At 72.7% G+C, this 23437-nt stretch carries 18 protein-coding genes; 2 read left to right on the top strand and 16 right to left on the bottom strand.

From position 1 onward, the window contains the following. Positions 1 to 182 precede the first annotated feature (182 nt). From ACGF12_RS08805 to nrdR, 11 genes are all read right to left on the bottom strand, one after another. Complete coding sequence (locus ACGF12_RS08805) at positions 183 to 1568, bottom strand: ABC transporter substrate-binding protein (RefSeq protein ID WP_393027346.1); 1386 nt, start codon at positions 1566 to 1568, stop codon at positions 183 to 185. Positions 1569 to 1900: 332 nt separating this feature from the next. Continuing rightward, positions 1901 to 3115, bottom strand: coding sequence for a cytochrome P450 (locus tag ACGF12_RS08800; protein ID WP_393027344.1), 1215 nt, complete (start codon positions 3113 to 3115; stop codon positions 1901 to 1903). 106 nt (positions 3116 to 3221) lie between these two features. Then, positions 3222 to 4466, bottom strand: a complete 1245-nt coding sequence (locus ACGF12_RS08795) for a cytochrome P450 (RefSeq protein ID WP_393027342.1) — start codon at positions 4464 to 4466, stop codon at positions 3222 to 3224. A 25-nt stretch (positions 4467 to 4491) separates the two neighbouring features. Next, positions 4492 to 5127 carry an ATP/GTP-binding protein gene (locus ACGF12_RS08790; RefSeq protein ID WP_387620428.1) on the bottom strand — a complete coding sequence of 212 codons (636 nt, stop codon included), beginning with the start codon at positions 5125 to 5127 and terminating at the stop codon, positions 4492 to 4494. Next, positions 5108 to 5476, bottom strand: a complete 369-nt coding sequence (locus ACGF12_RS08785) for a DUF742 domain-containing protein (RefSeq protein ID WP_387620431.1) — start codon at positions 5474 to 5476, stop codon at positions 5108 to 5110. The genes ACGF12_RS08790 and ACGF12_RS08785 overlap by 20 nt, the downstream gene beginning before the upstream one ends. Then, the gene (locus ACGF12_RS08780; RefSeq protein ID WP_393027339.1) at positions 5473 to 5904 is read right to left on the bottom strand and encodes a roadblock/LC7 domain-containing protein; all 432 of its coding nucleotides are present in this window, start codon (positions 5902 to 5904) and stop codon (positions 5473 to 5475) included. Before ACGF12_RS08780 ends, ACGF12_RS08785 begins: the two co-directional genes overlap by 4 nt. Continuing rightward, positions 5904 to 7691, bottom strand: a complete 1788-nt coding sequence (locus ACGF12_RS08775) for a sensor histidine kinase (RefSeq protein WP_393027337.1) — start codon at positions 7689 to 7691, stop codon at positions 5904 to 5906. Before ACGF12_RS08775 ends, ACGF12_RS08780 begins: the two co-directional genes overlap by 1 nt. 394 nt (positions 7692 to 8085) lie before the next feature. Beyond that, on the bottom strand, positions 8086 to 8322 hold the full coding sequence (locus ACGF12_RS08770) for an RNA polymerase subunit sigma-70 (protein ID WP_393027336.1): 237 nt from the start codon (positions 8320 to 8322) through the stop codon (positions 8086 to 8088). Positions 8323 to 8380: 58 nt separating this feature from the next. Next, a complete protein-coding gene (locus tag ACGF12_RS08765; protein WP_393027334.1) occupies positions 8381 to 9142 on the bottom strand; it encodes an SDR family oxidoreductase in 762 nt (253 codons plus the stop codon). Positions 9143 to 9302: 160 nt separating this feature from the next. After that, positions 9303 to 12179, bottom strand: a complete 2877-nt coding sequence (locus tag ACGF12_RS08760) for a vitamin B12-dependent ribonucleotide reductase (RefSeq protein ID WP_393027332.1) — start codon at positions 12177 to 12179, stop codon at positions 9303 to 9305. A gap of 204 nt (positions 12180 to 12383) precedes the next feature. Beyond that, on the bottom strand, positions 12384 to 12881 hold the full coding sequence (gene nrdR, locus ACGF12_RS08755) for a transcriptional regulator NrdR (RefSeq protein WP_380611943.1): 498 nt from the start codon (positions 12879 to 12881) through the stop codon (positions 12384 to 12386). 528 nt (positions 12882 to 13409) lie between these two features. Between nrdR and lexA the strand changes: the two genes are divergently transcribed. Then, positions 13410 to 14105, top strand: a complete 696-nt coding sequence (gene lexA, locus ACGF12_RS08750) for a transcriptional repressor LexA (protein ID WP_387626928.1) — start codon at positions 13410 to 13412, stop codon at positions 14103 to 14105. Between the two features lie 91 nt (positions 14106 to 14196). On the opposite strand, the gene ACGF12_RS08745 is transcribed toward lexA, so the two are convergent. Genes ACGF12_RS08745 through ACGF12_RS08725 form a run of 5 tightly spaced genes read right to left on the bottom strand, consistent with a single transcriptional unit; the run spans position 14197 to position 21978 of the window. Continuing rightward, on the bottom strand, positions 14197 to 16305 hold the full coding sequence (locus ACGF12_RS08745) for an ATP-dependent DNA helicase (RefSeq protein ID WP_393027329.1): 2109 nt from the start codon (positions 16303 to 16305) through the stop codon (positions 14197 to 14199). 12 nt (positions 16306 to 16317) lie between these two features. Further along, positions 16318 to 18141 (bottom strand): IucA/IucC family protein, encoded by a 1824-nt coding sequence (locus tag ACGF12_RS08740; RefSeq protein ID WP_393027327.1) that lies wholly within the window; start codon positions 18139 to 18141, stop codon positions 16318 to 16320. Beyond that, a complete protein-coding gene (locus ACGF12_RS08735; protein WP_393027325.1) occupies positions 18119 to 19513 on the bottom strand; it encodes a lysine N(6)-hydroxylase/L-ornithine N(5)-oxygenase family protein in 1395 nt (464 codons plus the stop codon). Before ACGF12_RS08735 ends, ACGF12_RS08740 begins: the two co-directional genes overlap by 23 nt. A gap of 9 nt (positions 19514 to 19522) precedes the next feature. Then, on the bottom strand, positions 19523 to 20194 hold the full coding sequence (locus ACGF12_RS08730; protein WP_393027450.1) for a GNAT family N-acetyltransferase: 672 nt from the start codon (positions 20192 to 20194) through the stop codon (positions 19523 to 19525). Next, a complete protein-coding gene (locus ACGF12_RS08725) occupies positions 20086 to 21978 on the bottom strand; it encodes an IucA/IucC family protein (RefSeq protein ID WP_393027448.1) in 1893 nt (630 codons plus the stop codon). Before ACGF12_RS08725 ends, ACGF12_RS08730 begins: the two co-directional genes overlap by 109 nt. Before the next feature lie 240 nt (positions 21979 to 22218). On the opposite strand from ACGF12_RS08725, the gene ACGF12_RS08720 reads away from it, so the two are divergent. Further along, a complete protein-coding gene (locus tag ACGF12_RS08720) occupies positions 22219 to 23424 on the top strand; it encodes a trypsin-like serine peptidase (protein WP_393027323.1) in 1206 nt (401 codons plus the stop codon). Positions 23425 to 23437: the final 13 nt, after the last annotated feature.

Below are 23437 nucleotides of genomic sequence, written 5' to 3'. Positions count from 1 at the left end.
TTTTGTGGGGTTTTTTTTTGGTTGGGGGGGGGGGTGGGGGGGGTGGGGGGGGGGGGTGGGGGGGGTGGGGGGGGGGGGGGGGGGGGGGGGGGGGCCCCCCCCCCCCCCCCCCTCGACAGGTGGTCCCCGTCGCGCCGGGCTCGTCGGGCGCGGGCCGACCCTGCCCGACGCGCCCGGGCGGGCTACTTCGGCCAGGCGGCGTCGATGTCGGCGGCGGTCTTCTGGATCGACTGCCCCTCGGCGAACCAGGCGGTCAGCGACTTCCACTCCTGCCCGGAGCCGACGGCCGCGGGCATCATGTCCGAGGCGTCGAACCGGAAGGTCGCACTCGGGTCGGTCAGCGCCTCCGCCGAGAGCTTGTCGATCGGGTCGGTGTACAGGCTCCTGTCCACGCCCTGGTTGGCCGAGACCCAGCCGGTCGCGGTCTTCACCCGGCTGCTCGCCCAGTCCGAGCTGGACAGGTAGTTCTGCACCGCCTGCACCTCGGGCTTGCCGGAGAAGGCGGCCAGGAACTCGCCGCCGCCCTCGACCGGGTTGGCGATCGACGGGTTCACCGCGGGCAGGTGGAAGGCGAAGACGTCGCCGTCCGGGCCGACCTTGGTGCCCTTGGGCCACTGCGCCTCGTAGAAGGAGGCCTGCTGGAGCATCGCGCACTTGCCGGTGAGGATCGGCGCGCCCGCGTCCTGGAAGGTGGTGGTGGCGATCGACTTGACGTCACCGTAACCGCCGTTGACCCAGGCCGGGTTCTGCATCCAGTCGGCGACGGTCTTCATCGCCATGGTGATCTTCGCGTCGGAGAACTTCACCTGGTGGCCCACCCACTGGTCGTACAGCTCGCCGCCGTAGCTGCCCAGCACCACCTCCTCCAGCCAGTCGGTGGCCGGCCAGCCGGTGGCCGTGCCGGAGGCGATGCCGCCGCACCAGGGCTTGGGGCCACCGGCCTCGGCGATCCGGTCGCTGAGCGCCATCAGGTCCGCCCAGGTCTTCGGGACCTCGTAGCCGGCCGCCTTGAAGGCCTTCGGCGAGTACCAGACCAGCGACTTCATGTTGGCGCTCATCGGTGCCGCGTAGAAGGTGCCGTCGACCGAGCCGTAGGTCTTCCAGACCGGGCTCCACTTGTCCTGGTTGGCGACGGTCTGGGCGGGTGGCTTGACCACCTTGCCGCTCTTGACCATCTGCGCCAGCAGGCCGGGCTGCGGGATGATCGCGAAGTCCGGGGCGTTGCCGCCGGCCACCCGGACCGGCAGCTGGGACTCGAAGTCGTTGGACCCCTCGTAGCTGATCTTGATCCCGGTGCACTTGCTGAACTCGGACCAGGACTTCTCCAGGTTGTCCGACTCCGGGCTGAGGATGGAGGCGAACATCGTCACCGTGGTGCCCGAATGGCCCGCGTACGGCTGGTACTTGGCGCAGTCACCGGTCAGCGTCTGGGCCGCCGAGCCGCCGCCCCCCGAACCGCCGGAGCTGTTCGAGCAGGCCGCGGTCAGTGCCAGTGCCGCGAGCAGGACGGGTACGGAGGCCAGGCGGCGACGGGAACTCCTGGACGGCGCGGTCGGGTTGAGGGTCAATGCGGTCCTCCTCGCCAGGGCGTGCTGCCGAAGGTTGGCTGAACGACATCGCGCTGTACGGGAGATGGGCGTGCAGAGATCGCGGGCGAGCGGCGGGCCGAACCGGTTCGACGACGTTAACGCAGCCCTCGGCCGCCGCCAAGGTCCGTGGTCGACCTTCACGGACCGGTGCCCACACCGGTGCCCCGACCGCGACCACCGGAAACCGACGAACACCCCCGAAGGAAGCCCGTAGGAAGCCCGGAGGGGCCCAGAGGAACCCGGGAGAAGCCCCGGGGACGCCGCCGGCCCCGCCCGGAACCCCGGACGGGGCCGGCAACCGCGACGAACCGTCAGAACAGTCGGACGGGCAGCTCCAGCAGGCTGTTCACCACCAGCGACGGACTCGGCCGCAGCTCGGCGTCCGGCACCGCCAGCGACAGCGCGGGGAAGCGCTCGAACAGCGCCGGCAGCGCGACCCCCGCCTCCAGCCGGGCCAGCGGCGAGCCCGGGCAGACGTGCGGGCCGTGGCCGAAGGACAGGTGCCGGGTCGGGTCCCGGGTGATGTCGAACAGCTCCGCCGTCACCCCGTGCTGCAGCGGGTCCCGGCCGATCGCGTTGTACGAGACCAGCACCGGCTGGCCCGCCGGGATCACCACCCCGTCGACCTCGATGTCCTCCGCCGCGAAGCGGAACAGGAAGTTGCTGGTCGGCGGCGTCCAGCGGAGCGACTCCTCGACCACCGCGTCCCAGGAGACCTTCCCCGCGCGCACCAGCTCCAGCTGGTCCGGGTGCGTCAGCAGCGCCCGCACCGCGTTGCCGATCAGGTTCACCGTGGTCTCGTGACCGGCCGCGATGATCACCCGCAGGGTGGCCGCCGCCTCCGCGTCGGTGAGCGCCCCGCCCTCGGTGTCCGCCGCCAGCAGCACGCTCGCAAGGTCCTCACCCGGGGCCGAACGGCGCTGCGCCACCAGGTCGTTGACGAAGGCGTTCAGCCCGGCGATGGTCGCCTGGATGCCGGCCGGATCGGGCTTGATGCCGAAGAACCGCTCGTACAGGTCACGCAGCACCCCGTGGTCCGACTCCGGCACGCCGAGCAGCGAGCAGATCACCGTCATCGGCAGCGGGAAGGCGAAGGCCGCCTTGAGGTCGACCACCGGCTCCCCGGCCGCCAGGCCGTCCAGCAGCGCGTGGGTGATCTCCTCCACCCGCGGGCGCATCAGCTCGACCCGGCGCGGGGTGAAGGCCTGGGCGACCAGCGCCCGCAGCCGACGGTGCTCGGCGCCGTCCGTGGTCACCATGCTCGGTCCCGGCACCGCCAGACCGATCAGCGGCCAGGTCCTCGGCACCTCGCCACGCTGGTAAGCCGCCCAGTGCCCGGCGTCCTTCACCAGCCGGGCGTCGGTGAGCAGATCGCGCGCGGCCGCGTGCCGGGTCACCGCCCAGGCGGCCACACCGCCGGGCAGCACCACCGGCACCACCGGGCCGGCGGCCCGCAGCAGGGCGCCCTCGGCGGCGTTGTCGCGGGCCAGCGGGTCGAGGGCGATCGGGGCCGGGGCAGCGGTCATCGACGTCAACTCTCCTAAACATAGCGGGACTTGGAACGATTGTGCACGTCCTGTGGATCTTGGCTGGCCCGACGAAGATCCGCAAGACGTACGCCAGGACACGCCCTCAGGCCGCGTGCCCCGGAGTGAACGAGACCGGCAGCGCGACCAGGCCGCGCACCCAGGCCGAGGGCCGCCACACCAGCGCGTGCTCGGCCACCGCCAGCCGCAGGTCCGGCAACCGGTCCAGCAGCACCTCGATCGCGGTGGTGGCGATCACCTCCGCCGCCTCCTGGGCCGGGAACGGGCAGCCGTGCTCGCCGTACGAGTAGCTCATGTGCGCCCGGTTGCCCTCCGCCGGACGACCGTCGGCCTGCCGCACCGACGGGTCCGCGTTGGCCCCGGCGAAACCGAGCAGCAGCATGTCCCCCTCGGCGATCCGCTGGCCGCCCAGCTGGGTGTCCCGCACCGCCCAGCGGCCGGCGAAGATCTGCGTCGGGGTGTCCTCCCACAGCGCCTCGTTGAGCGCCTGGCTGATGCTGCGCCGACCGCCCGCCAGCGAAGCCGCGAAGCGCTCGTCGGTGAGCATCAGCCGCAGCGCGTTGGAGATCCAGTACGAACTCGGCTGGTGACCGGCGATCAGCAGCACCCGGAGGTCGCGCATCACCTCGTCGTGGGTCAGCCCCGCCGGGTGCTCCAGCATCCGCGAGGCCACGTCCGCGCCCGGGTGCTCGGTCTTCTCCTCCACCAGCGCGAGCATCAGCTCCAGCAGCCGCTGGGCGCCGGCCGGCGCGTCCGCGCCGCCGTCCAGCATCGCCAGCAGCGCCGCGATCAGCTGCGGCGCCTGCTCCTCGTCCAGGCCCAGCACCCGGCACAGCACCAGCAGCGGCATCCGGTGCGCGTACTCGGCCACCAGGTCGGCCTCGCCGCGCCCGGCGAACTCGTCGATCAGCCGGTCGGCGATCTCCTCGGAGTGCTTGCGCAGCTCGTACGGGTCGATCCCGGCCAGCGCGTCGGTCACCGCGCGGGAGCGGCGCACGTGCTCCTCGCCCTCGGCGTACAGGATCGACGGCACCGGCGCCATCATCGGCTTCAGCGGCCAGTCGGCGGGCAGCATCGCCCAGGCGTGCCAGCGGCTGGAGTCACGGCCGAACAGCTGCGGCTGGCCGGTGACCTGCTGCAGCTCGCGGTAGCCGATCACCAGCCAGGCGGGCACGCCGCCGGCCAGCTCGACCGGGGCGACCGGGCCGTGCGCGGCGCGCAGCTCGCGGTAGAGCTGGGCCGGGTCGGTCTGGAAGCGCGGCCCGTACAGCGGCGTGGCGCCGGCGTGCGCCGGGCAGCCCGGGGGCGGGGTGGCGGCGGGCTGGGTCACGGGGTGCTCTCCTCGTAGATCTGGATCACGGGGTGCTCTCCTCGTAGATCGCGTCGGATGCTCCGGCGAGGGCGGCCAGGTGGTGGACCAGGTCGATCAGCACCCGCTTGCCGGACTCGCGGTCGCGGGCGTCGCAGTCCACCAGCGGGACCTCGGCCGGCAGGTCCAGGGCCTCGCGGACCTGCTCCAGGGTGTGGGTGGGCTCGCCGAAGTTGTTGCGGGCGACGATGAACGGGGTGCCGTGGTGCTCCAGCCGGTCGATCGCGTACCAGGAGTCCTCCAGCCGCCGGGTGTCCACCAGGACGACCGCGCCCAGGGCGCCGCTGAACAGGCGGTCCCAGAGGAACCAGAAGCGCTCCTGCCCGGGCGCGCCGAACAGGTAGAGCACCTGGCGCTCGGACAGGGTGATCCGGCCGAAGTCGAAGGCGACCGTGGTGGAGCGCTTGCCCCAGGTGCCGGCCGGGTCGATGCCCTCCCCCGCCCGGGTCATCACCTCCTCGGTGTTCAGCGGACGGATCTCGCTGACCGAGCCGACCAGGGTGGTCTTGCCCACCCCGAAGCCGCCGACCACGACGATCTTCAGCGCGTTGTCGGCGGTCGCCCGCAGCGGGGTGCGCACCGCGGGCCGGGCGTCCTGGAGGTCAGAGCCGTTGGAGGCCATGCAGCACCTGCTTCAGCGTGTCGAGGTCGGGCAGCCGGGCCTTGTTCGGCGCGAACCTGGGGTGCCTGGCGGTGACCGCCCCGGACTCCAGCAGGTCGCCGAGCAGGATCTTCACCACCGAGACGGGCAGCGACAGCTCCGCCGCCACCTCCACGACGGCGGTCGGGGCCTCGCACATCCGCAGGATCCGGGCGTGCTCCGACTGCATACCGGGTGCCGGCTCCCGCTCCGCGACGATCAGGGTGACCAGGTCGAAGGCGTTCTCCGGGGCGCGGCTGCGGCCCCCCGTGATGGTGTAGAGGCGGTCCGGGTCGTCGTCCCGGCCCGGCAGCACCGGCCCGCCGTTCATATCCCGGCGCTCTCTTGTGTGGCGGCTTCCGCGCTACGGGCGGGCGCGTTGAGGTGGACGCCGATCTGCTCGATCAGGCCGTGCATGTTGTGGCCGACCACGCCCACGTCCGCGTCGTCGTCCGTGACCACCGCGAGGTGCGCGCCCTCACCGGCCGCCACGATGCACAGGATGCCGCCGTGGAACTCGGTCATCGACTGCCGCACACCGCCGCTGCCGTCGCCGAACTCGATCGAGGCGCCGTGCGCCAGGCTCTGCAGGCCGGAGGCGATCGCGGCCAGCTGGTCGGCCTGGTCGGCGCTCAGCCCGGCGGTGTGACAGAGCTTGAGGCCGTCGGCGGAGAGGACCAGGGCGTGCCGGGTACCGGGGGTCGCCGCCAGCAGGTTTTCCAACAGCCAGTCGAGGTCGCGGTCGGTGGCGCTGCTCATCAGAAGTCCTTGTCAGTGACGGGGGAAGCGTCGGGCGTGGTGTCGGTGTCCGCGGTCGGCGTCGCCGCGGGTACGGGCGTGGCGGCCGGTTTCGGCACTGCGGCCGGTACGGGCACCGCCGACTGGGCGGCCCGGCGGAAGGCGCCGAACCGGGCGGCGGCGCCCGCCGCGTCGTTCCGTACGGGCTTCGTGGCGGGAGCGGCCGCCGGGGTGGTGGTGGACAGCGTCTGCCCGCGCCGGCGCTGCGGCAGGCCGCTGTCGGTCATCCGGGCGGGCGCGGCCGGGCTCTGGGCGGGGACGGTGGGCGCCGGGACCGCCGTGGCGGCCGGTACCGCGGCGGGTACCGGCGTCGGGGCGGCGCTCGGCGCGGCGGGCGCGGGCGCGGGCGGCAGCGAGGCGGGCGCCGGGCGGGCGGGGGTGAGCGCGGGGCGCGCGGACTCCACGGCCGGCGCGGGGGCCTGGACGGGCGCCGGGGTCTGGTGGGTGACCAGCTGCTGCGGAATCAGCATCACCACCCCGGTGCCGCCGCGCGCCGACGGCCGGAAGGAGATCTGCAGCCCGTACTTGCGCGCCAGCATGCCGACCACCGCGAGGCCCAGCCGGGTACCGGCGGAGAGCGTGGTCAGGTCCTGCGGCTCGGCGGAGACGGCCCGTTCGGCGCGGCGCAGCCAACTGTCGCTCAGGCCCAGCCCGCTGTCCTCGACGGTGACCGCCAGACCGGCCGGCACCTCCTCGACGTAGACGTGCACCTCGGCCGGCGGGGCGGAGAAGTTGGTGGCATTGTCCAGCAGTTCGGCCAGCGCGTGCATCACGCCCTCGGCCGCGTACCCGGCGACCGCGGCCGTACTGGCGTTGTGCAGCCGCACCCGCTGGTAGGCGCCGATCCGGCCGAGCGCGCCGCGCAGCACCGACTCCACCGCGATCGGCTTGGCCCAGCGGCGGCCCGAACGGGCCCCGGTGAGCACCGCGATGCTGTCCGCCATCCGGCCCGCCTGGGCGGTCGAGTGGTCCAGGCGCAGCAGGTCGCCGAGGACCTCCTCGTCGTGCCGGTGCTGCATCTCGCGCAGCTCGGCGTGCATGCTCGTGGCCAGCGCCTGCACCCGACCGGCGGCGGTCGCGCAGACCGCGAGCGCGGCGGCCCGCAGCCGTTCACCCCGGCCGATCTCCTCGCCGACGGCGCGCAGCAGCGCGTACTGGGGGTGCTTGCGGTGGCCGGCCAGCGCGCTGTCCACGGCCGCGCCCCCGCGGAGCTTCTTCACCACCTCGGGCAGCACGCCCTCGGCGATCCGGTCCAGCTCGGCGCGCTCGGCGACGGCCCGCTCCCGGGCGGCCTCGGCCTCGGTCCGCTCGGCGTCCAGCTCGACCCGCAGCCGGTCCAGCTCGGCGTGCGCGGCGGTGACGTCCGCCTCGGCACGGGCCCGCTCGGCGCGGGCGGCGTCCCGTTCGGCCTGCGCGGCGGTGGCGCGCTCCTTGGCGGCCGCCTCGGCCTGCCGGGCGCTGCCGGCCACGACCAGCGCCGTCATCGTTTCCTGGTGCTGCTCCTCCACCGCCTCGGCGAGCCGGCGGGAGCGTTCGGCGCCGGACGCGGCCAGGCCGACCGCGATCAGCCAGAGCACCGTGACGGCGCCCACCGCGAGGGCGGTGAGCGGCTGGTGCGCGCCCAGGGCCCGGCTGACGCCGACCGGTGCGGCGACCAGGGCCAGCAGGACGGCGGCCGCCGTGAGGGCGACGGTGCGCGGCGCGGGACGGCGGCGCGGTCGACCGTCGGGGCTGGTGGCTTCTCTCATCGGGGCGGTCCTCGGCAACGTCGGCGGGCGGCGGCGCGGGCGGCGGATCGGCGACGGTTGCGGCCGCCGACAGCGGGTCGAGCGCATACGAGGCCGCCCGGCGACGTCGTGAAACGTCTCCGGGCGGCTGATCCGTCCACGCTTTCGGCCGATCATATCGATTCAGACATTGGCCTCAAGCCGCTAGTTGACGGTCAATCTCCTTCATTCACGCCTCGTACACCGGTCCGCGACACGACCGACGCCCCACCGCAGGCCTCACCAGGGCCGGGCTCAGGCCAGTTCGGCCTCCACCGCCCGCCGTACGGCCGCAGCCGTGCCGCAGTCCCTTCGCCTCCTGCCGCGCGGCAACCACCACCTGCCGCGCCGCGTCGGTGAAACGCTCGAACATCGCTCAGCCTCCGTCCTGGTCGCCCTGGGCAGTGCGCTTCGCATACTTCTTGTGCACCGCCTGCCTGGTCACTCCGAGGCAGACCGCGATGTCCTGCCAGGACCAGCCCTGCGACCGGGCGTTGCCCACCTGCAGGGACTCCAGGCGGTCCGCCAGATCACGCAGGGCGCGCACCGCCCGGAGCCCCACGGCCGGGTCACGACTGCCCGCGGCGGCCGCGAGCTCTCCGCTCTCGCTCATGCCGTCAACTTTGGTTGACACCCTTGAAGATGTCAACCCTGGTTGACAACTGTGGAACTCACCCGACCCGCCGTGCCAACGCCTCCTCGAAGGTCCCCCGACCCACCGCCCGCTCCGGAGCCGTGAGCCCCCCCGCCCGCAGCGCCCGTCCCACCGCGCCCGGCACCCGCAGCGGCAGCAGCACCCGCCGCCGGCCCGCCGCCCGCAGGTACGCCTCGGCCAGCTCCCGGTACGACCGCGCCTGCGGCCCGCCCACCTCCGGCGCGAACCCGGCCGGCTCCTCCCCCACCAGCGGCGCGACGCACGCCGCCACCTCCCGGACGTCCACCGGCTGGATCCGGGTGCCGGTCACCACCGGGAACACCGGCAGCTTCGCGCTCACCCCGAAGGCCTTGAACAGCAGGTCGTGGAACTGTGTCGCCCGCAGCACCGTCCACCCCAGCCCCGACTCCCGCACCACCCGCTCACAGGCGAGCTTCACCTTGTAGTACGCGATCGGCACCCGGTCGATCCCCACGATCGACACGTACACCAGGTGCCGCACCCCGGCCTGCCGGGCCTCCGCCACCAGCCGCTCGACCCCGGCCACGTCCTGCTTCCCCTGCGTGGTCGCGCAGTCCACCACCGTCTCGACCCCGGCGACCGCCTCCGCGATCCCGGCCCCGGTCACCAGGTCCCCGACCACCCACTCGACCCCGTCACCCCCGCCGCGCGCCCGCCGGCTCAGCCCCCGCACCGCCACCCCGCGCGCGACCAGCAGCCGCACCACCTCCCGCCCCAGCGTCCCCGTCGCCCCGGTCACCAGCACCGTCCCCGTCACCACACCGCTCCTCTCGGGAAAAGCCGTCACCCCCTACGGACCGGACACCGCCCGCATCCGTGACATCGGCATCCCCGGGAACGCGAAAAAGCGGGGCGAGGACCGTGAAGTCCTCGCCCCGCTTCAGTGATTCACCTCACCGAGGTGAACACCGGGATCGTCAGCTGCAGCCGCTGGTGGAGCCGCAGCCCTCGCAGAGGTAGCAGCTGCCGGCGCGGCGCATCTTGGTGCCGCAGGAGAAGCAGAGCGGCGCGTCGGCGTTGAGGCCGAGCTGGATCTCCATCAGCTCCGTGGAGTTGTGGGCCTGCTTCGGAGCCGCCTTGGGCGCCTCGACGGCCGCGACCGGGGCCGACTTGGGGGCCACCGGGGCGGACTGGGCCAGCGACTCGGTGTCGATCTCCTCGGCCTCCAGCGGCTCGTAGGAGCCCGTCTCCAGGTGGCGCGTGCGCTCCTCGACGGAGTGGATGCCGAGCGCCGAGCGGGTCTCGAACGGCAGGAAGTCCAGCGCCAGGCGGCGGAAGATGTAGTCGACGATCGACTGGGCCATCCGCACGTCCGGGTCGTCGGTCAGACCGGCCGGCTCGAAGCGCATGTTGGTGAACTTCGAGACGTAGGTCTCCAGCGGCACGCCGTACTGCAGGCCGACCGAGACGGCGATGGAGAAGGCGTCCATCATGCCCGCGAGGGTCGAGCCCTGCTTGGACATCTTCAGGAAGACCTCGCCGAGGCCGTCGTCCGGGTAGGAGTTGGCGGTCATGTAGCCCTCGGCGCCACCGACCGTGAAGGAGGTGGTGATGCCCGGGCGGCCCTTGGGCAGGCGCTTGCGGACCGGGCGGTACTCGACGACCTTCTCGACCACGGCGGCCGGGGTCTCCTCGGACTTGGCCTCGGAGTCCTTCTTCTTGGCCGAGAGCGGCTGGCCGACCTTACAGTTGTCACGGTAGATGGCGAGCGCCTTGACGCCCATCTTCCACGCCTCGAAGTAGATCTCCTCGATCTCCTCGATGGTGGCGGTCTCCGGCATGTTCACCGTCTTGGAGATGGCGCCAGAGATCCACGGCTGGATCGCGGCCATCATCCGCACGTGGCCCATGGCCGAGATGACGCGCTCGCCCATCGCGCAGTCGAACACCTCGTAGTGCTCGCTCTTCAGGCCCGGCGCGTCCACCACGTTGCCGTGTTCGGCGATGTGAGCGACGATCGCCTCGATCTGCTCGTCCTGGTAGCCGAGGCGCTTGAGGGCGCGCGGGACGGTGCCGTTGACGATCTGCATCGAGCCGCCGCCGACGAGCTTCTTGAACTTGACCAGGGCGAGGTCGGGCTCGACGCCGGTGGTGTCGCAGTCCATCATCAGGCCGATGGTGCCGGTGGGGGCGAGCACCGAGGCCTGGGCGTTGCGGAAACCGTTCTGCGCACCGATGCGCAGCACGTCCTGCCAGGACTTGTTGGCCGCGAGCCAGACCGGGGCGTCCAGGTCGTCGAAGGAGACGGCGTCCAGCGAGGCGTCGGCGTGCTGCTTCATGACCTGCTGGTGGGCGGCCGCGTTGCGGGCGTAGCCGTCGTACGGGCCGACCGTGCCGGCGAGTTCGGCGCCGCGGCGGTAGGCGGTGCCGGTCATCAGCGAGGTGATGGCGCCGGCCAGGGCGCGGCCGCCCTCGCTGTCGTAGGCGTGGCCGGTGGCCATCAGCAGGGCGCCGAGGTTGGCGTAGCCGATGCCGAGCTGGCGGAAGGCGCGGGTGGTCTCGCCGATCTTCTCGGTCGGGAAGTCGGCGAAGCAGATGGAGATGTCCATCGCGGTGATGACCAGCTCGACGACCTTGGCGAAGGTCTGGGCGTCGAACGAGTCGTCGTCGCGCAGGAACTTCATCAGGTTCAGCGAGGCGAGGTTGCAGCTGGAGTTGTCCAGGTGCATGTACTCCGAGCACGGGTTGGAGGCGTTGATGCGGCCGGACTCGGGGCAGGTGTGCCAGCGGTTGATGGTGGTGTCGTACTGGATCCCGGGGTCGGCGCAGGCCCAGGCGGCCTCGGCCATCTTGCGGAACAGCTTCTTGGCGTCGACGGTCTCGATGACCTCGCCGGTCATCCGGGCGCGCAGGCCGAATTCGGTGCCGTTCTCGACGGCGGTCATGAATTCGTCGTTGACGCGGACCGAGTTGTTGGCGTTCTGGTACTGGACGGACGCGATGTCGTCGCCGCCGAGGTCCATGTCGAAGCCCGCGTCACGCAGGGCGCGGATCTTCTCCTCCTCCTTCACCTTGGTCTCGATGAAGGCCTCGACGTCCGGGTGGTCGACGTCCAGCACGACCATCTTGGCCGCGCGGCGGGTGGCGCCGCCGGACTTGATGGTGCCGGCCGAGGCGTCGGCGCCGCGCATGAAGGAGACCGGGCCGGAGGCGTTGCCGCCGGAGGAGAGCAGTTCCTTGGAGGAGCGGATGCGGGAGAGGTTGAGGCCGGCGCCGGAGCCGCCCTTGAAGATCATGCCCTCTTCCTTGTACCAGTCGAGGATCGACTCCATGGAGTCGTCGACGGACAGGATGAAGCAGGCGCTGACCTGCTGGGGCTGCTTGGTGCCGACGTTGAACCAGACCGGCGAGTTGAAGCTGAACACCTGGTGGAGGAGGGCATGGGTCAGCTCGTGCTCGAAGACGTCGGCGTCGTCCTTGGTGGCGAAGTAACCGTGCTTCTCGCCGGCCGCGCGGTAGGTGAGGACCACGCGGTCGATGATCTGCTTGAGGCTCCACTCGCGCTGCGGGGTGCCGACGGCGCCGCGGAAGTACTTGGACGTGACGATGTTGACGGCGTTGACCGACCAGAAGTCGGGGAACTCGACACCGCGCTGCTCGAAGTTGATCGAGCCGTCGCGCCAGTTGGTCATGACGACGTCCCGCCGCTCCCAGCGGACCTCGTCGTAGGGGTGCACGCCAGGGGTGGTGTAGATGCGCTCCATCCGGAGACCGCCCTTCGGGGCCTTGGCGCCCTTGGCCACGGCCTTCTCGGACTTCGACCCGCGTGCGGAACCGCTCGTGGTGTCTGTCACTTCTCGCTCCTCCTCCTGGGCAAACGCCCGAAGTGCCCCGAAAAATCCGGGCACCGCTGGTTCGTTCTTCCGGTGTGCGGGCAGGCGGAGACCTCGCCCGCTTACGCACGGTTTGTAGTGTTCTGTGCCCCGTTTTCGGGCACGCGTGGGCCCCGTGGGGCCATGTGGTGCTGACTGGAGGGCCCTCGTGGGGCCCGGCGCCACCTAGGGCGCGGTGGCGGGAACGGGCACGGGGGTGCCGTCCGCCTCGGGGACGGGCCGCTCGGCGCGGAGTTCCGCGATGGCGGCCTCGAAGTCTTCGAGTCCGTCGTACGCCTGGTACACGCTGGCGAAGCGCAGGTAGGCGACCACGTCGAGTTCCTTGAGCGGGCCGAGTATGGCCAGCCCGACGTCGTGGGTGGTCAGCTCGGCGTTGCCGCTGGCGCGCACGCACTCCTCGACCCGCTGGCCGAGCTGGGCGAGGGCGTCCTCGGTGACCGGGCGGCCCTGGCAGGCCTTGCGGACGCCGGTGATGACCTTCTGCCGGGAGAACGGCTCGGTGACGCCGCTGCGCTTGATGACCATGAGCGCGGCCGTCTCCACGGTGGTGAAACGGCGGCCACAGTCCGGGCACTGTCGACGACGGCGGATGCAGCTGCCGTCCTCGGTGGTCCGACTGTCGACAACGCGGCTGTCGGAGTGCCGGCAGAAGGGGCAGTGCACCTGGGGATCCCTCCCTGGCAGGACGTGCGGACTTGTCGAGTCTAAGCGATGCGCCCCCGGCTTCGGCAAGCTGATCATGCGGCGCGACCACTAGTACTGGGCACGGAGAGGACTCTAGCCACTACATGTAGGCCTCAGGGGGAAGTGACACCCCTGGCGTGTCGGCGCCGATTAGACTTCCGGAGTCGACATCCAGTCGAACATTTACTCGATGTACAACAAAGCCTTGATCGAGTCAGCCAACTCCCGAATAATTCACTCGAACGTGTGTTTGGCGCAACCTTTCGATAGGAGGTGCGTTGGGCTGGAAAAGGGAGAGGACAGCCGTCGAGAGGGGCCGCCGTGAACACCATCGAAACCAACACCATCCCGGTGCAGGAACACTCCCAGTTCAAGGTGGGGCAGCGCACCACGAATCAGCAGAGTGTGGACATCAGCATGGACCGTAGCGAAGACCACCGCCTCTCCGGCGCGGCCCTTTCCACCGTGAGCCGCGTTCCCGACCAGCCGATCGAACACTCCTCCGCCATGGACGAAACCCACCCCTCCCCCGCCCGCGCGATGCCCGGACGCCCCCCCGGCATCCGCACCGACGAGGCCGGCCTCACCGAGCGCCAGCGCCGGGTGATCGAGGTCATCCGCGACTCCGTCCAGCGCCGCGGCTACCCGCCGTCCATGCGCGAGATCGGCCAGGCCGTCGGCCTGTCCAGCACCTCCTCCGTGGCCCACCAGCTGATGGCCCTGGAGCGCAAGGGCTTCCTCCGCCGGGACCCGCACCGCCCGCGCGCCTACGAGGTCCGCGGCGTCGAGGTGGCCCGCCCCAACACCGCCGAGACGGCCGGTCGCCCGTCCACCTCCTACGTGCCGCTGGTCGGCCGGATCGCCGCCGGCGGTCCGATCCTGGCCGAGCAGACGGTCGAGGACGTCTTCCCGCTGCCCCGCCAGCTGGTCGGCGAGGGCGAGCTGTTCGCGCTCACCGTGCGCGGCGACTCGATGATCGAGGCGGCCATCTGCGACGGCGACTGGGTCACCGTGCGCCGCCAGCCGGTCGCCGAGAACGGCGACATCGTGGCCGCGATGATCGACGGCGAGGCCACGGTCAAGCGGCTCAAGCGCGAGGACGGCCGGATCTGGCTGATGCCGCACAACCCGGCGTACGAGCCGATCAACGGCGACAACGCGACCATCCTGGGCAAGGTCGTCGCGGTCCTGCGCCGCCTCTGAGGCGCTCCCGGGCCCGAAACGGGAAGGGGCTCCACCGCGTCAGCGGGGAGCCCCTCCGTCGTTGCGCGGGTGAACGCGGCGGCTGCCGCCCTCAGCCCCGCTTCACCACCGGCCGCACCGGCGCCGCCGAGGCGTCGATCGCCGCCAGCGAGCGGCGCACCTGGTTGCGGTCCGTGGTGTACCAGAACTCCGGCATCGAGGACCGGAAGAAGCTCCCGTACCGTTTGGTCTCCACCCGCGGGTCGAGCACCGCCACCACGCCCCGGTCGTCCGCCGCCCGCACCAGCCGACCGGCGCCCTGCGCCATCAGCAGCGCCGCGTGCGTCGCCGCGACCGCCATGAAGCCGTTCCCGCCGTGCTGTTCGACGTCCTTCTGGCGGGCGCTCATCAGCGGGTCGTCCGGTCGTGGGAACGGGATCCGGTCCATCACGACCAGTTGGCAGGCCGAACCGGGCACGTCCACGCCCTGCCAGAGCGAGAGGGTGCCGAACAGACAGGTGGTCGCGTCCGAGGCGAATTCGCGGATCAGCTCGCCCAGGGTGTCCTCCCCCTGGAGCAGGATCCGGTTGTCGAGCCGCTCCCGCAGCGCCTCCGCGGCCGTCTGGGCGCCGCGCATCGAGGAGAACAGGCCCAGCGTCCGGCCGCCGGCCGCGCCGATCAGCTCGGCCAACTCGTCCAGCATGTCCGGCCGTTCGGGGTCGCGCCCGGGGTCGGCGAGGTGCTTGGCGACGTACAGGATGCCCTGCTTGGGGTACTTGAACGGCGAGCCGACGTCGATGCCCCGCCAGTACGGGACGACATCCTCCCCGAAGCCGGACTCCGGATTGTCGCCGGGCGTGCGCTGGTCCGGCAGTCGGGTCTCCTTGGGCAGGCCGAGCGAGCCGGCCACGCCGTTGAAGTCCCCGCCGAGCTTGAGCGTGGCCGAGGTGAGGACGACCGAGCGCTCCTTGTACAGCCCCTCGCGCAGCAGTCCGGAGACGCTGAGCGGGGCCACCCGCAGCGAGGCGGTGCCCAGCCCGTAGCGGTCGCTGCGCTCGATCCAGACCACGTCGTACTCGGAGTCCTCCAGCAGCCGGTCGGCGGTCTCGTGCAGCGTCTCGGCCGAGGCCATCGCCTGCTTGCGGACCGCGTCCTCGTCGCTGAGCCCCTTGTCCCGGGTCTCACCGAGCGAGGTGATCACCTGCCGGGCGGCGTCCCGGATCGCGGTGACCGCGTACGCCAGGTACTCGGGCAGCTCCTCGACCCGGCCGGGCTGGGCGGTCTCCATCAGGCCGTGGTAGTTCTCGGCGGCGGCCTGCAGCGCGTCCACGGCCTTCTCGTTGGCCAGTCGGGCCGCCCGCTTCACCGCCCGGTTGACCGCGCCGACGGTCAGCTCGGCGGTGGCCGCGCCGGTGACCCGGTTGACCAGCTCGTGCGCCTCGTCCACGATCAGCAGCCCGTGCTCGGGCAGCACCGGCGCGCCCTCGATCGCGTCGATCGCGAGCATCGCGTGGTTGGTCACCACGACGTCCGCCAGCTTGGCCCGCTCCCGCGCCTTCTCGGCGAAGCACTCCTGCCCGTACGCGCAGCGGGTCGCGCCCAGGCACTCCTTGGAGGTGACCGACAGCTGGGCCCAGGCCTTGTCCGAGACGCCGGGGCTGAGGTCGTCGCGGTCCCCGGTCTCGGTCTCGTCCGCCCACTCCCGCAGCCGCAGCACCTCCTGCCCGAGCTTGCCGGTGGGCCCGCCGAGCGCGTCCACCGGGTCGAACAGGCCCTCGCCCTCGTCGCTCGGGGTGCCCTCGTTGGCCCGGTGCAGGCACAGGTAGTTGGAGCGGCCCTTGAGCATCGCGAACAGCGGGCGGCGGCGCAGCACCGGGTGCAGCGCGTCGACCGTGCGCGGCAAGTCCCGTTCCACCAGCTGGCGTTGCAGCGCCAGGGTGGCGGTGGCGACCACCACGCGGTCCCCGTGGGCGAGCGCCGGCACCAGGTAGGCCAGGGACTTCCCGGTGCCGGTGCCGGCCTGGACGAGCAGGTGCTCGCTGTGGTCGACGGCGTCGGCGACGGCCTCGGCCATCCGCATCTGGCCGGGGCGCTCCACGCCGCCGACGGCCGCCACCGCGGCGTGCAGCAGTTCGGGGATCCGCGAGCGCGGGACGGCGACGGCTTCCTCGGCCTCGTCGCCGAGGTCCGTCGCGGGCAGGGGTTCGGAGTCGTTCGTCATGGCCCTTCCACCCTACGGGGCGGGGGTGACAATCCGGTCCCATCCAGCCGGAAGGCGCACGTCCACGGCGACCAGCGCGTTCGGCACCGTCCCGTGCCGGGCCGCGTGCGGGCGGTGCGGGCGGTCCTGGTAGCCGTCCAGCAGCAGCCGGTTGCGATTGAGGCAGAGCCGGGTGATCCGGGCCTGGAACAGGTCGAACAGCTCGAAGCGCTCGCGCAACTCGGGGAAGCGGGCCTGGTAACGGTGGATCTCGGCGCGCAGCAGGGCCCAGAACTCGGTCTCGGGCAGTCCGGCCTGCGCCTCCAGCAGCGGGGCGAGGTAGCGGAAGACGCCGACGAACAGCCCGGAGTGGATGAACTGGCAGAGCCCCTGCGGGCTGTCCCGCAACAGCACGTCGGCGACCTCGGCGGGCAGGTCGCGCAGCTCGGGCAGGTCCTGGTCGCTGAGGTTGACGTCGTCGACGAAGTCCTTGACCGCGAGCCGGGTCGGGGTGTCGCGGTCGTCGAAGACCACGATGGCGTTCTCGCCGTGCGGGGAGAAGACCAGCCCGTAGCGGTAGAGGAAGTGCAGCAGCGGCGGCAGCATCGCGGCGAACAGCCGGCCGGTCCACTCGGCGGGGGTGAGGCCGGAGCGGGCGATCAGCTCGGCGGCCAGCGCCCGCCCGTCCGAGCCGGTCTGCAGCAGCGCGGCCAGGGTGCGGGCGCGCTCGTCCTCGGCGAGGAAGGGGCCTAGCGGTTCGCGCCAGATCGCGCCGAGCAGCTCCTTGTACTGGTACGGCGATTCGGGCATCTCCCGGTAGACCGGGTGGTCGACGGTGACGGAGGCGATCTCGCCGAGCAGGATCACCCGGCACTCGTCCCGCAGGTACGGGTCGGTGTCGCGCAGCCCGTGCAGCCAGGCGGTGACGGCGGGCGCGGCGAGGGTGCGCTCGACCGGCAGGCCGCGCCAGACCAGGGTGTTGAGGATGGACAGCGGCAGCTTGACGGTGCAGCGCTCGGGGTGGGCGGTGTTGAAGAAGGAGCGGATGGACTGCTGGGGCAGCCGTGGGTCGCCGTCGGAGGGCAGCGGGACGATCTCGCCGGAGGCGATCCAGGGCGCGAACAGCGGCAGGACCGTTTCGTCCCACTGCCAGGGGTGGACGGGCAGCAGCAGGTAGTCGTCGGCGTCCGGGCCGAGCGGGGCGCGCAGCGCGTCCGGGTCGTCCAGCTCGCGGGCGTACAGCTGCTCGGGCTGTTCCAGGCCGGGCACGCCGCGGTACTGGGCGAGCCGGCGGTGGACGGCGATCCAGGGCAGCGGGCGCGGGCTGCGGGCCTCCGGGGCCCAGCGGGCGGTGTCGGCGCCGGAGAAGCCGATCCGGCCCTTGTTGGGGACGATCCACGGGTGGCCGCCCTGCCGTCCCTCCAGCGCCGGGTGGTCGAGCTCGGCGAGTTCGGCGGCGGTGAGCGCGGTGGCGAGCTGGCGGACGTCGGCGGTCAGGGTGGCGGAGAGTTCACGGATCAGGTGGGCGGTGGTCTCGCCGCGCATCCCGAGGGTCTGCCGGGCGTACGGGAGGAAGCGCAGCGGGTCCAGGCCGTCCGGGCACGAGCAGCGGATGGACTCCGGGTCGACCTGCCAGCTGCCGTAGGCGCCGCGGCGGGCGGTGAAGCGGTACTCGGCCTCGGGCAGCTTCAGCAGGTAGTCGCCGTCGAGGGCCCCGGGGACGGGCGTGAGCAGCTCCTCGTAGGCGAACTCGCCGAACATCTTGGCCAGCAGGGCGCGGCCGGCCCGCTGCCAGTGCCCGGCGGTGAGGTGCGGGGGCAGGTAGAGCGGCGGTTCAGCGGCCGACGGTTGCGGCACGGGTCAGCTCCTGGGGACGGGGGACGACGGGGGTGGGCTGTGCGGCGCGACCGGCGGGGGCGGGCGGCGCGAAGCCGGTCCAGGCGGTGCGGTCGGGCAGTCGGTGGACGGTGCGGCCGGTGACGGCGTTGAGGATGACGGCGGCCCGGTGGGCGCCGAGGCCCAGGTCGGGGGTGCCGACGCCGTGGGTGTGCAGTTCGGCGTTCTGGACGTAGAGGCCGCCGGTGAGCTCGGGCCGGGTGGCGACCCGGTGGTCGAGGTCGACCCGGTAGCGCCCGGTCCCGTCCCAGTCGATCAGGTGGGCGAGCGGTTCGAGCGCGGCCGGACGGGCGGCGCGGTAGCCGGTGGCGAGCACCACGGCGTCGGTGCGCAGCAGGTGCTCGGTGCCGGAGTCGGTGTGCCGGCAGTGCAGTTCGAGGCCCCCGCAGGAGCCGGGGCGGGCGTCGGTGACGGCGGTGCCGGGGGTGATCTCGACCGGGGCGGCGTCGATCGGGCGGCCGATGGTGCGCTCGTAGAGGTGGTCGTGGATCTCGGCGAGGGTCTCGGCGCTGGCGGCCTTGTGCAGCTGCCACTGGGCGGCGACCAGGGCGTCCCGGACGGGCCCGGGCAGGCCGTGGAAGTAGCGGGTGTAGTCGGGGGTGAAGTGCTCCAGGCCGAGCTTGGAGTACTCCATGGGGGCGAGCGCCCGGGTGCGGGTGAGCCAGCGCAGCCGGACGCTGTCGTCCTCGTGGCGGCGGAGCAGGTCGAGGAAGACCTCGGCGCCGGACTGCCCGCTGCCGACCACGGTGATGTCCCGGGCGCGGGCCAGGTCGGCGCGGCGGTCGAGGTACTCGGCGGAGTGGAAGGCCGTCGGGTGGCCGGCCAGCCCTGCGAAGGCCTCGGGCAGTACGGGCCGGGTGCCGACGCCGAGCGCGAGGTTGCGGGCCCGTACGGCGGAGCGCCGGCCGGTCGCGGTGTCGGTCAACTCGACCCGGTAGTGGGGATCCTCCCAGTGCAGCGCGGTGACCTCGGTGCCGAAGCGGCAGTTGGGCAGCCGCTCGGCGGCCCAGCGGCAGTAGTGGTCGTACTCGCGGCGGGGCAGCTGGAAGCGCTCGGCGAAGTAGAACGGGAACAGCCGGTCCTGGGCGCGCAGGTAGTTGAGGAAGGACCACGGGTTGGTCGGGTCGACCAGGGAGACCAGGTCGGCGAGGAAGGGCACCTGCATCCGGGCCCCGTCCACCAGCATCCCGTGGTGCCAGCGGAACTCCGGGCGCTGGTCGCAGAAGAGCGTGCGCAGGCCGGGTACGGGTTCGGCGAGTGCGGCGAGCGAGAGGTTGAACGGGCCGATGCCGACGCCGAGCAGGTCGTAGGGCGGGGGTGTCGAGGTGTCCACAGGGGTGTCCTAGGCGGGAGTCGAGTCTCGTTCGCGGACCATCAGGGCGGCGCGCTTGTCGGGCAGGTGGAGTTCGGCGGTGGCCCGGAATCCGGCCCGCTCGAAGGCCCGGACCGAGCGCCGGTTGCGGATGTCCGGTTCGGCCACCACTCGTTCGCACCGTGGTCGTTGCCGGAGGACCAGGTCGGCGAGGGCGGCCAGCAGGTGACCGCCCAGGCCCCGGCCGCGGCTGGCGGCGGGGCCGAGCAGCAGGTGCACGCCGGTGTCGTGCGGCCGGGCCGGGTAGTGCCCGGCGAGCGGGTCGAGGTCGGCGCGGTAGAGCTCCCAGTAGCTCATCGGCGCGCCGTCGAGCAGGCCCAGGCAGGGCACGCTGCGTCCGTCGCCGTCGAGTTGGGCCCGGATGTGCCGCTCGGTGACGGCGGGCGGCCCGGCGAGCTGCCAGAACTCGTCGACCTCGGGGTCGTTCATCCAGCCGGCGAGCAGTTCCAGGTCGGCGGGCAGCCGGACCGGGCTGAGCCGGAACCCGCCGGCCGGGGTGGGGACTTCGCCCCACCCGGGCAGGTCGTGGAACATCAGGCGCCCGCCACCGGGTTGGGGATGTCCACGTACACGGACTGGGTGGCGACCGGCCCGACCAGTTCGTCCAGGCCGTTGATCCGGGTGAGCAGGTTGGCCTTGCAGGGCAGGGTGGGCGCGTCCAGCAGCAGCGCGGGCAGTGCCGAGCCGGTGGCGGTCGCCTGCGGGCCGGCCAGGAACCGGCGCAGCGCGGCCAGCAGCACCGTCTCGTCGGCCAGGCCCTGGGAGCCGAGGGCGCCGATCAGGCCGAGGACGTGGTTGATGCCGAGGTAGTAGGCGAAGTGGTGATCGATCACCGGGTCCGGCAGGAAGGTGTCGCTCTGCGTGCCGAGCCCGGGCAGCCGGGTGGTGAGCCGCTCGGCGGCGCTCTCCCGGTAGTAGTAGCCCTGGTTGTCGCGGTAGCGGCCGCCGCAGGGCCAGCCCTCGGCGTCCAGCAGCACAATGCTGTTCTGCTGGTGCGCCTCCAGGGCGATGCCGCCCCGGCCGTCCAGCCACAGGACGGGCAGCACGACGGCGTCCAGGTAGCGCAGGAACCATTCGGCGGCCACCGTGCGCAGCGGGCGGCCGGTGCGGGCGGCGAGCGAGCGCAGGGTGTCGCCGAGCCGGGACGGCACGGTGGCGCCGGTGCCGAGCGGCTGTTCGGCGACCAGGCCGGCCACGCACAGCGCCCGGTCGGTGGGCGCGAAGGGCTGGGCGCGCAGCACGGTGTCCAGGCCGCCGGGGTCGCCGAGGTCGGGGTGGTCGACGCCGATCCAGGCCGGGTCGCGGACGATGTCGAAGCCGGGGTGGGCGGCGCGCCACTCGGCGGCCAGCCCGCTTTCCAGCAGCCGGTGCATCTCCAGGCCGCGGTGCAGCTCCTTGCGCAGGTTCTCCCGGCGGGAGTTGGTGATCCGCAGGCCGAGCGAGAGCTTGAGCATCCACGGCGTGCCGGGGCGGTAGACGGTGCGCACCGAGGAGGTGGGGTGCCAGGGCTCGCCGGCCGGGCCGAGGTCGTGCAGCAGCCCGTCGGCGAGGAGGGCCGCGACGGCCGGGCGGTGGGCGAGTTCGCGGGCCTGCCAGGGGTGCAGCGGCAGGGCGGCGGTGCCGGACGGCAGGGCGGCACGGCCGCCGAGGAGGGCGGCGGTGAGCCGGTCGGCGCTGTCGGCGACGGCGGAGCCGGCCGCGAGCAGTTCGCGCTCGACCGCGTACCAGTGCAGCTGGAAGGAGCCGTGCAGTTCGGGCGAGTAGGCGGCGCTCTGGGCCGGGCCGAGGCCGTCGCGGCTCTTCGGGGTGGGGTGCAGCGGGTGGCCGAGCAGCAGGGACTGTTCGGCGGCGAGGAAGTGCGAGCGCTCCGGCCCGCCGGGTTCGGCGGCGGTACGGCGGTGGGCGAGGATCTCGGCGGTGCGCACCACCGAGTCGGCCACCCGGGCGGCGAGGTCGGCGACCTGCCCGGGGTCGGGTCGTTCGGCGGCCGCGGCGGCGAGCAGCGCGGCGGCGGTGACGGCGTCCACCGGGGCCTCGGCGGTCCCCTCCCCGGCCGAGAGCGTGGCCGGGCCGAACCGGTGCCAGCCGCCGGGCGACCAGTAGCGGACCGGCGCGGTGAGCCGGGCGGCGCCGCCGAGGACGTCGATCCGCAGCCGCCCGTCCGGGCCGGGCCGGGCGTCGGTCTCCCGCGTCCAGCAGCGCAGCAGGCCCTCCAGGGCGGCCTGTTCGGCGGCGACGGCGGGATCCGGGTGCAGCAGCGGGTCGGGCCCGAGGGGCTGGTCCATGAACAGCGGCGATTCGGGCGGGGCTCCGGTGAGGGCGGTGCTCAAGGCTGCTCCTTGGTGCGCGTGGGGGTGCGGACGCGCGCTGGTGGTGGAGAGGATCGGCGGGCGCTCGCACCGTCGCGTCAGGTAAGGGTTACCTATCCCTGACGGGTGATCACAAGGACGGCTCACTCGTCCGAGTGAAGATCGAGGATTGTCCACCCCGGGGGCGGAAGGCCTTGCTGCACCGAAGAGCCGCCTGGTCGCGCGTCACGGATCGGTGACCTCCGGCCGGCCCCGCAACCCTGGGGGCGGCCACGGCCGTCCTGTACGGCGATGGAAGACTCCAGAGCGGTGAGCCGCCACACCGAAGTACGACCGAGCACAGGGGGAAGCGCACTGATGCCATCGATCCACCGGTCAGCCCTGGCCGCCGCCCTGGTCACCGGAACGCTGCTCGCCGCGAGCGCCTGCGGACCGGACGGCCCGGCCGGCGACGGCGGGAAGACCGCCGCGCCGCCACCCGGTGTCACCGCGGCGAGCGGCGCGGCCGCCCCGGGCGGCGGCGCCATCGGCGGGATCACCCTGCCCTCCGGCCTGCCGACCAGCCTGCTGGACGGCCTGCCGAAGAGCTGGGACGACCTGAAGAAGTGGAAGTTCGACGACTGGGACAAGTGGGCGTCCAAGCACGTCTTCAACAACCCGGTGGTGAAGGACTTCTGGGACCCGGACAAGATGGGCGACGCCAAGCCGGCCGACCCGGCCCCGCCCACCGCCAAGCCGGCCCCCGCCACCCCCAAGCCCTCCACCGACGACGGCGTGACCGACCCGGAGCCCCCGGTGGTCAAGGCCGTGCAGGTGCCCCGCCCGTACCTCAAGCAGCCCTCCGGCAAGGTGTTCTTCTCCGCCCAGGGCGGCCGGGGCAACTGCTCGGCCACGGTGGTCGCCGACCCGCAGCACCCGGGCAAGAGCAACCTGGTCTGGACGGCCGCCCACTGCGTGCACGAGGGCAAGGGCGGCAACTTCTACAAGGACCTGGTCTTCGTTCCCGCCTACAACAACTCCGGTGCCTCCAGCGGCGGCAAGAAGGCCCCGCTGTCCGAGCTGGCCCCGCTCGGCACCTGGTGGGCCGACCAGGTCACCACCTCGCCGCAGTGGATGGTCGAGGGCGGCCAGACCGGTGACGCCGCCAACCAGTACGACTTCGCCGTGATGCGCGTGCACAACCAGAACGACACCGGCAAGTCCCTTGAGGAGACGGTCGGTTCGGCCGTCCCGGTGTGGTTCGACGCGCCCCGCGACCAGCTCAAGGTCTCGGCCGTCGGCTACCCGCTGGTCAAGCCGTTCGACGGCCAGGAGCTCTACAAGTGCGACGGCGGCAAGCCGACCCGGCTGTCCTTCGACGCCAAGCGCCCGACGATGCTGACCATCGGCTGCGACATGACCCAGGGCGCCAGCGGCGGCGGCTGGTTCGCCACCATGCCGGACGGGAGGACCGCCCTGGTCAGCAACACCTCGATCGGCACCCAGGAGCACACCTCGCTGAGCGGCCCGTACCTGGAGTCGGTCGCCAAGCAGGCCCTGGACTGGATCTCCAGGAAGCAGTGACCGGTACCACCAC

Origin of the sequence: Kitasatospora sp. NPDC048296 (assembly GCF_043201815.1) — a bacterium.
In the GTDB taxonomy this organism is placed as follows: domain Bacteria; phylum Actinomycetota; class Actinomycetes; order Streptomycetales; family Streptomycetaceae; genus Kitasatospora.
Note: the sequence above shows the minus strand (reverse complement) of the source record. Positions and strands in the feature narration are given on the sequence as shown.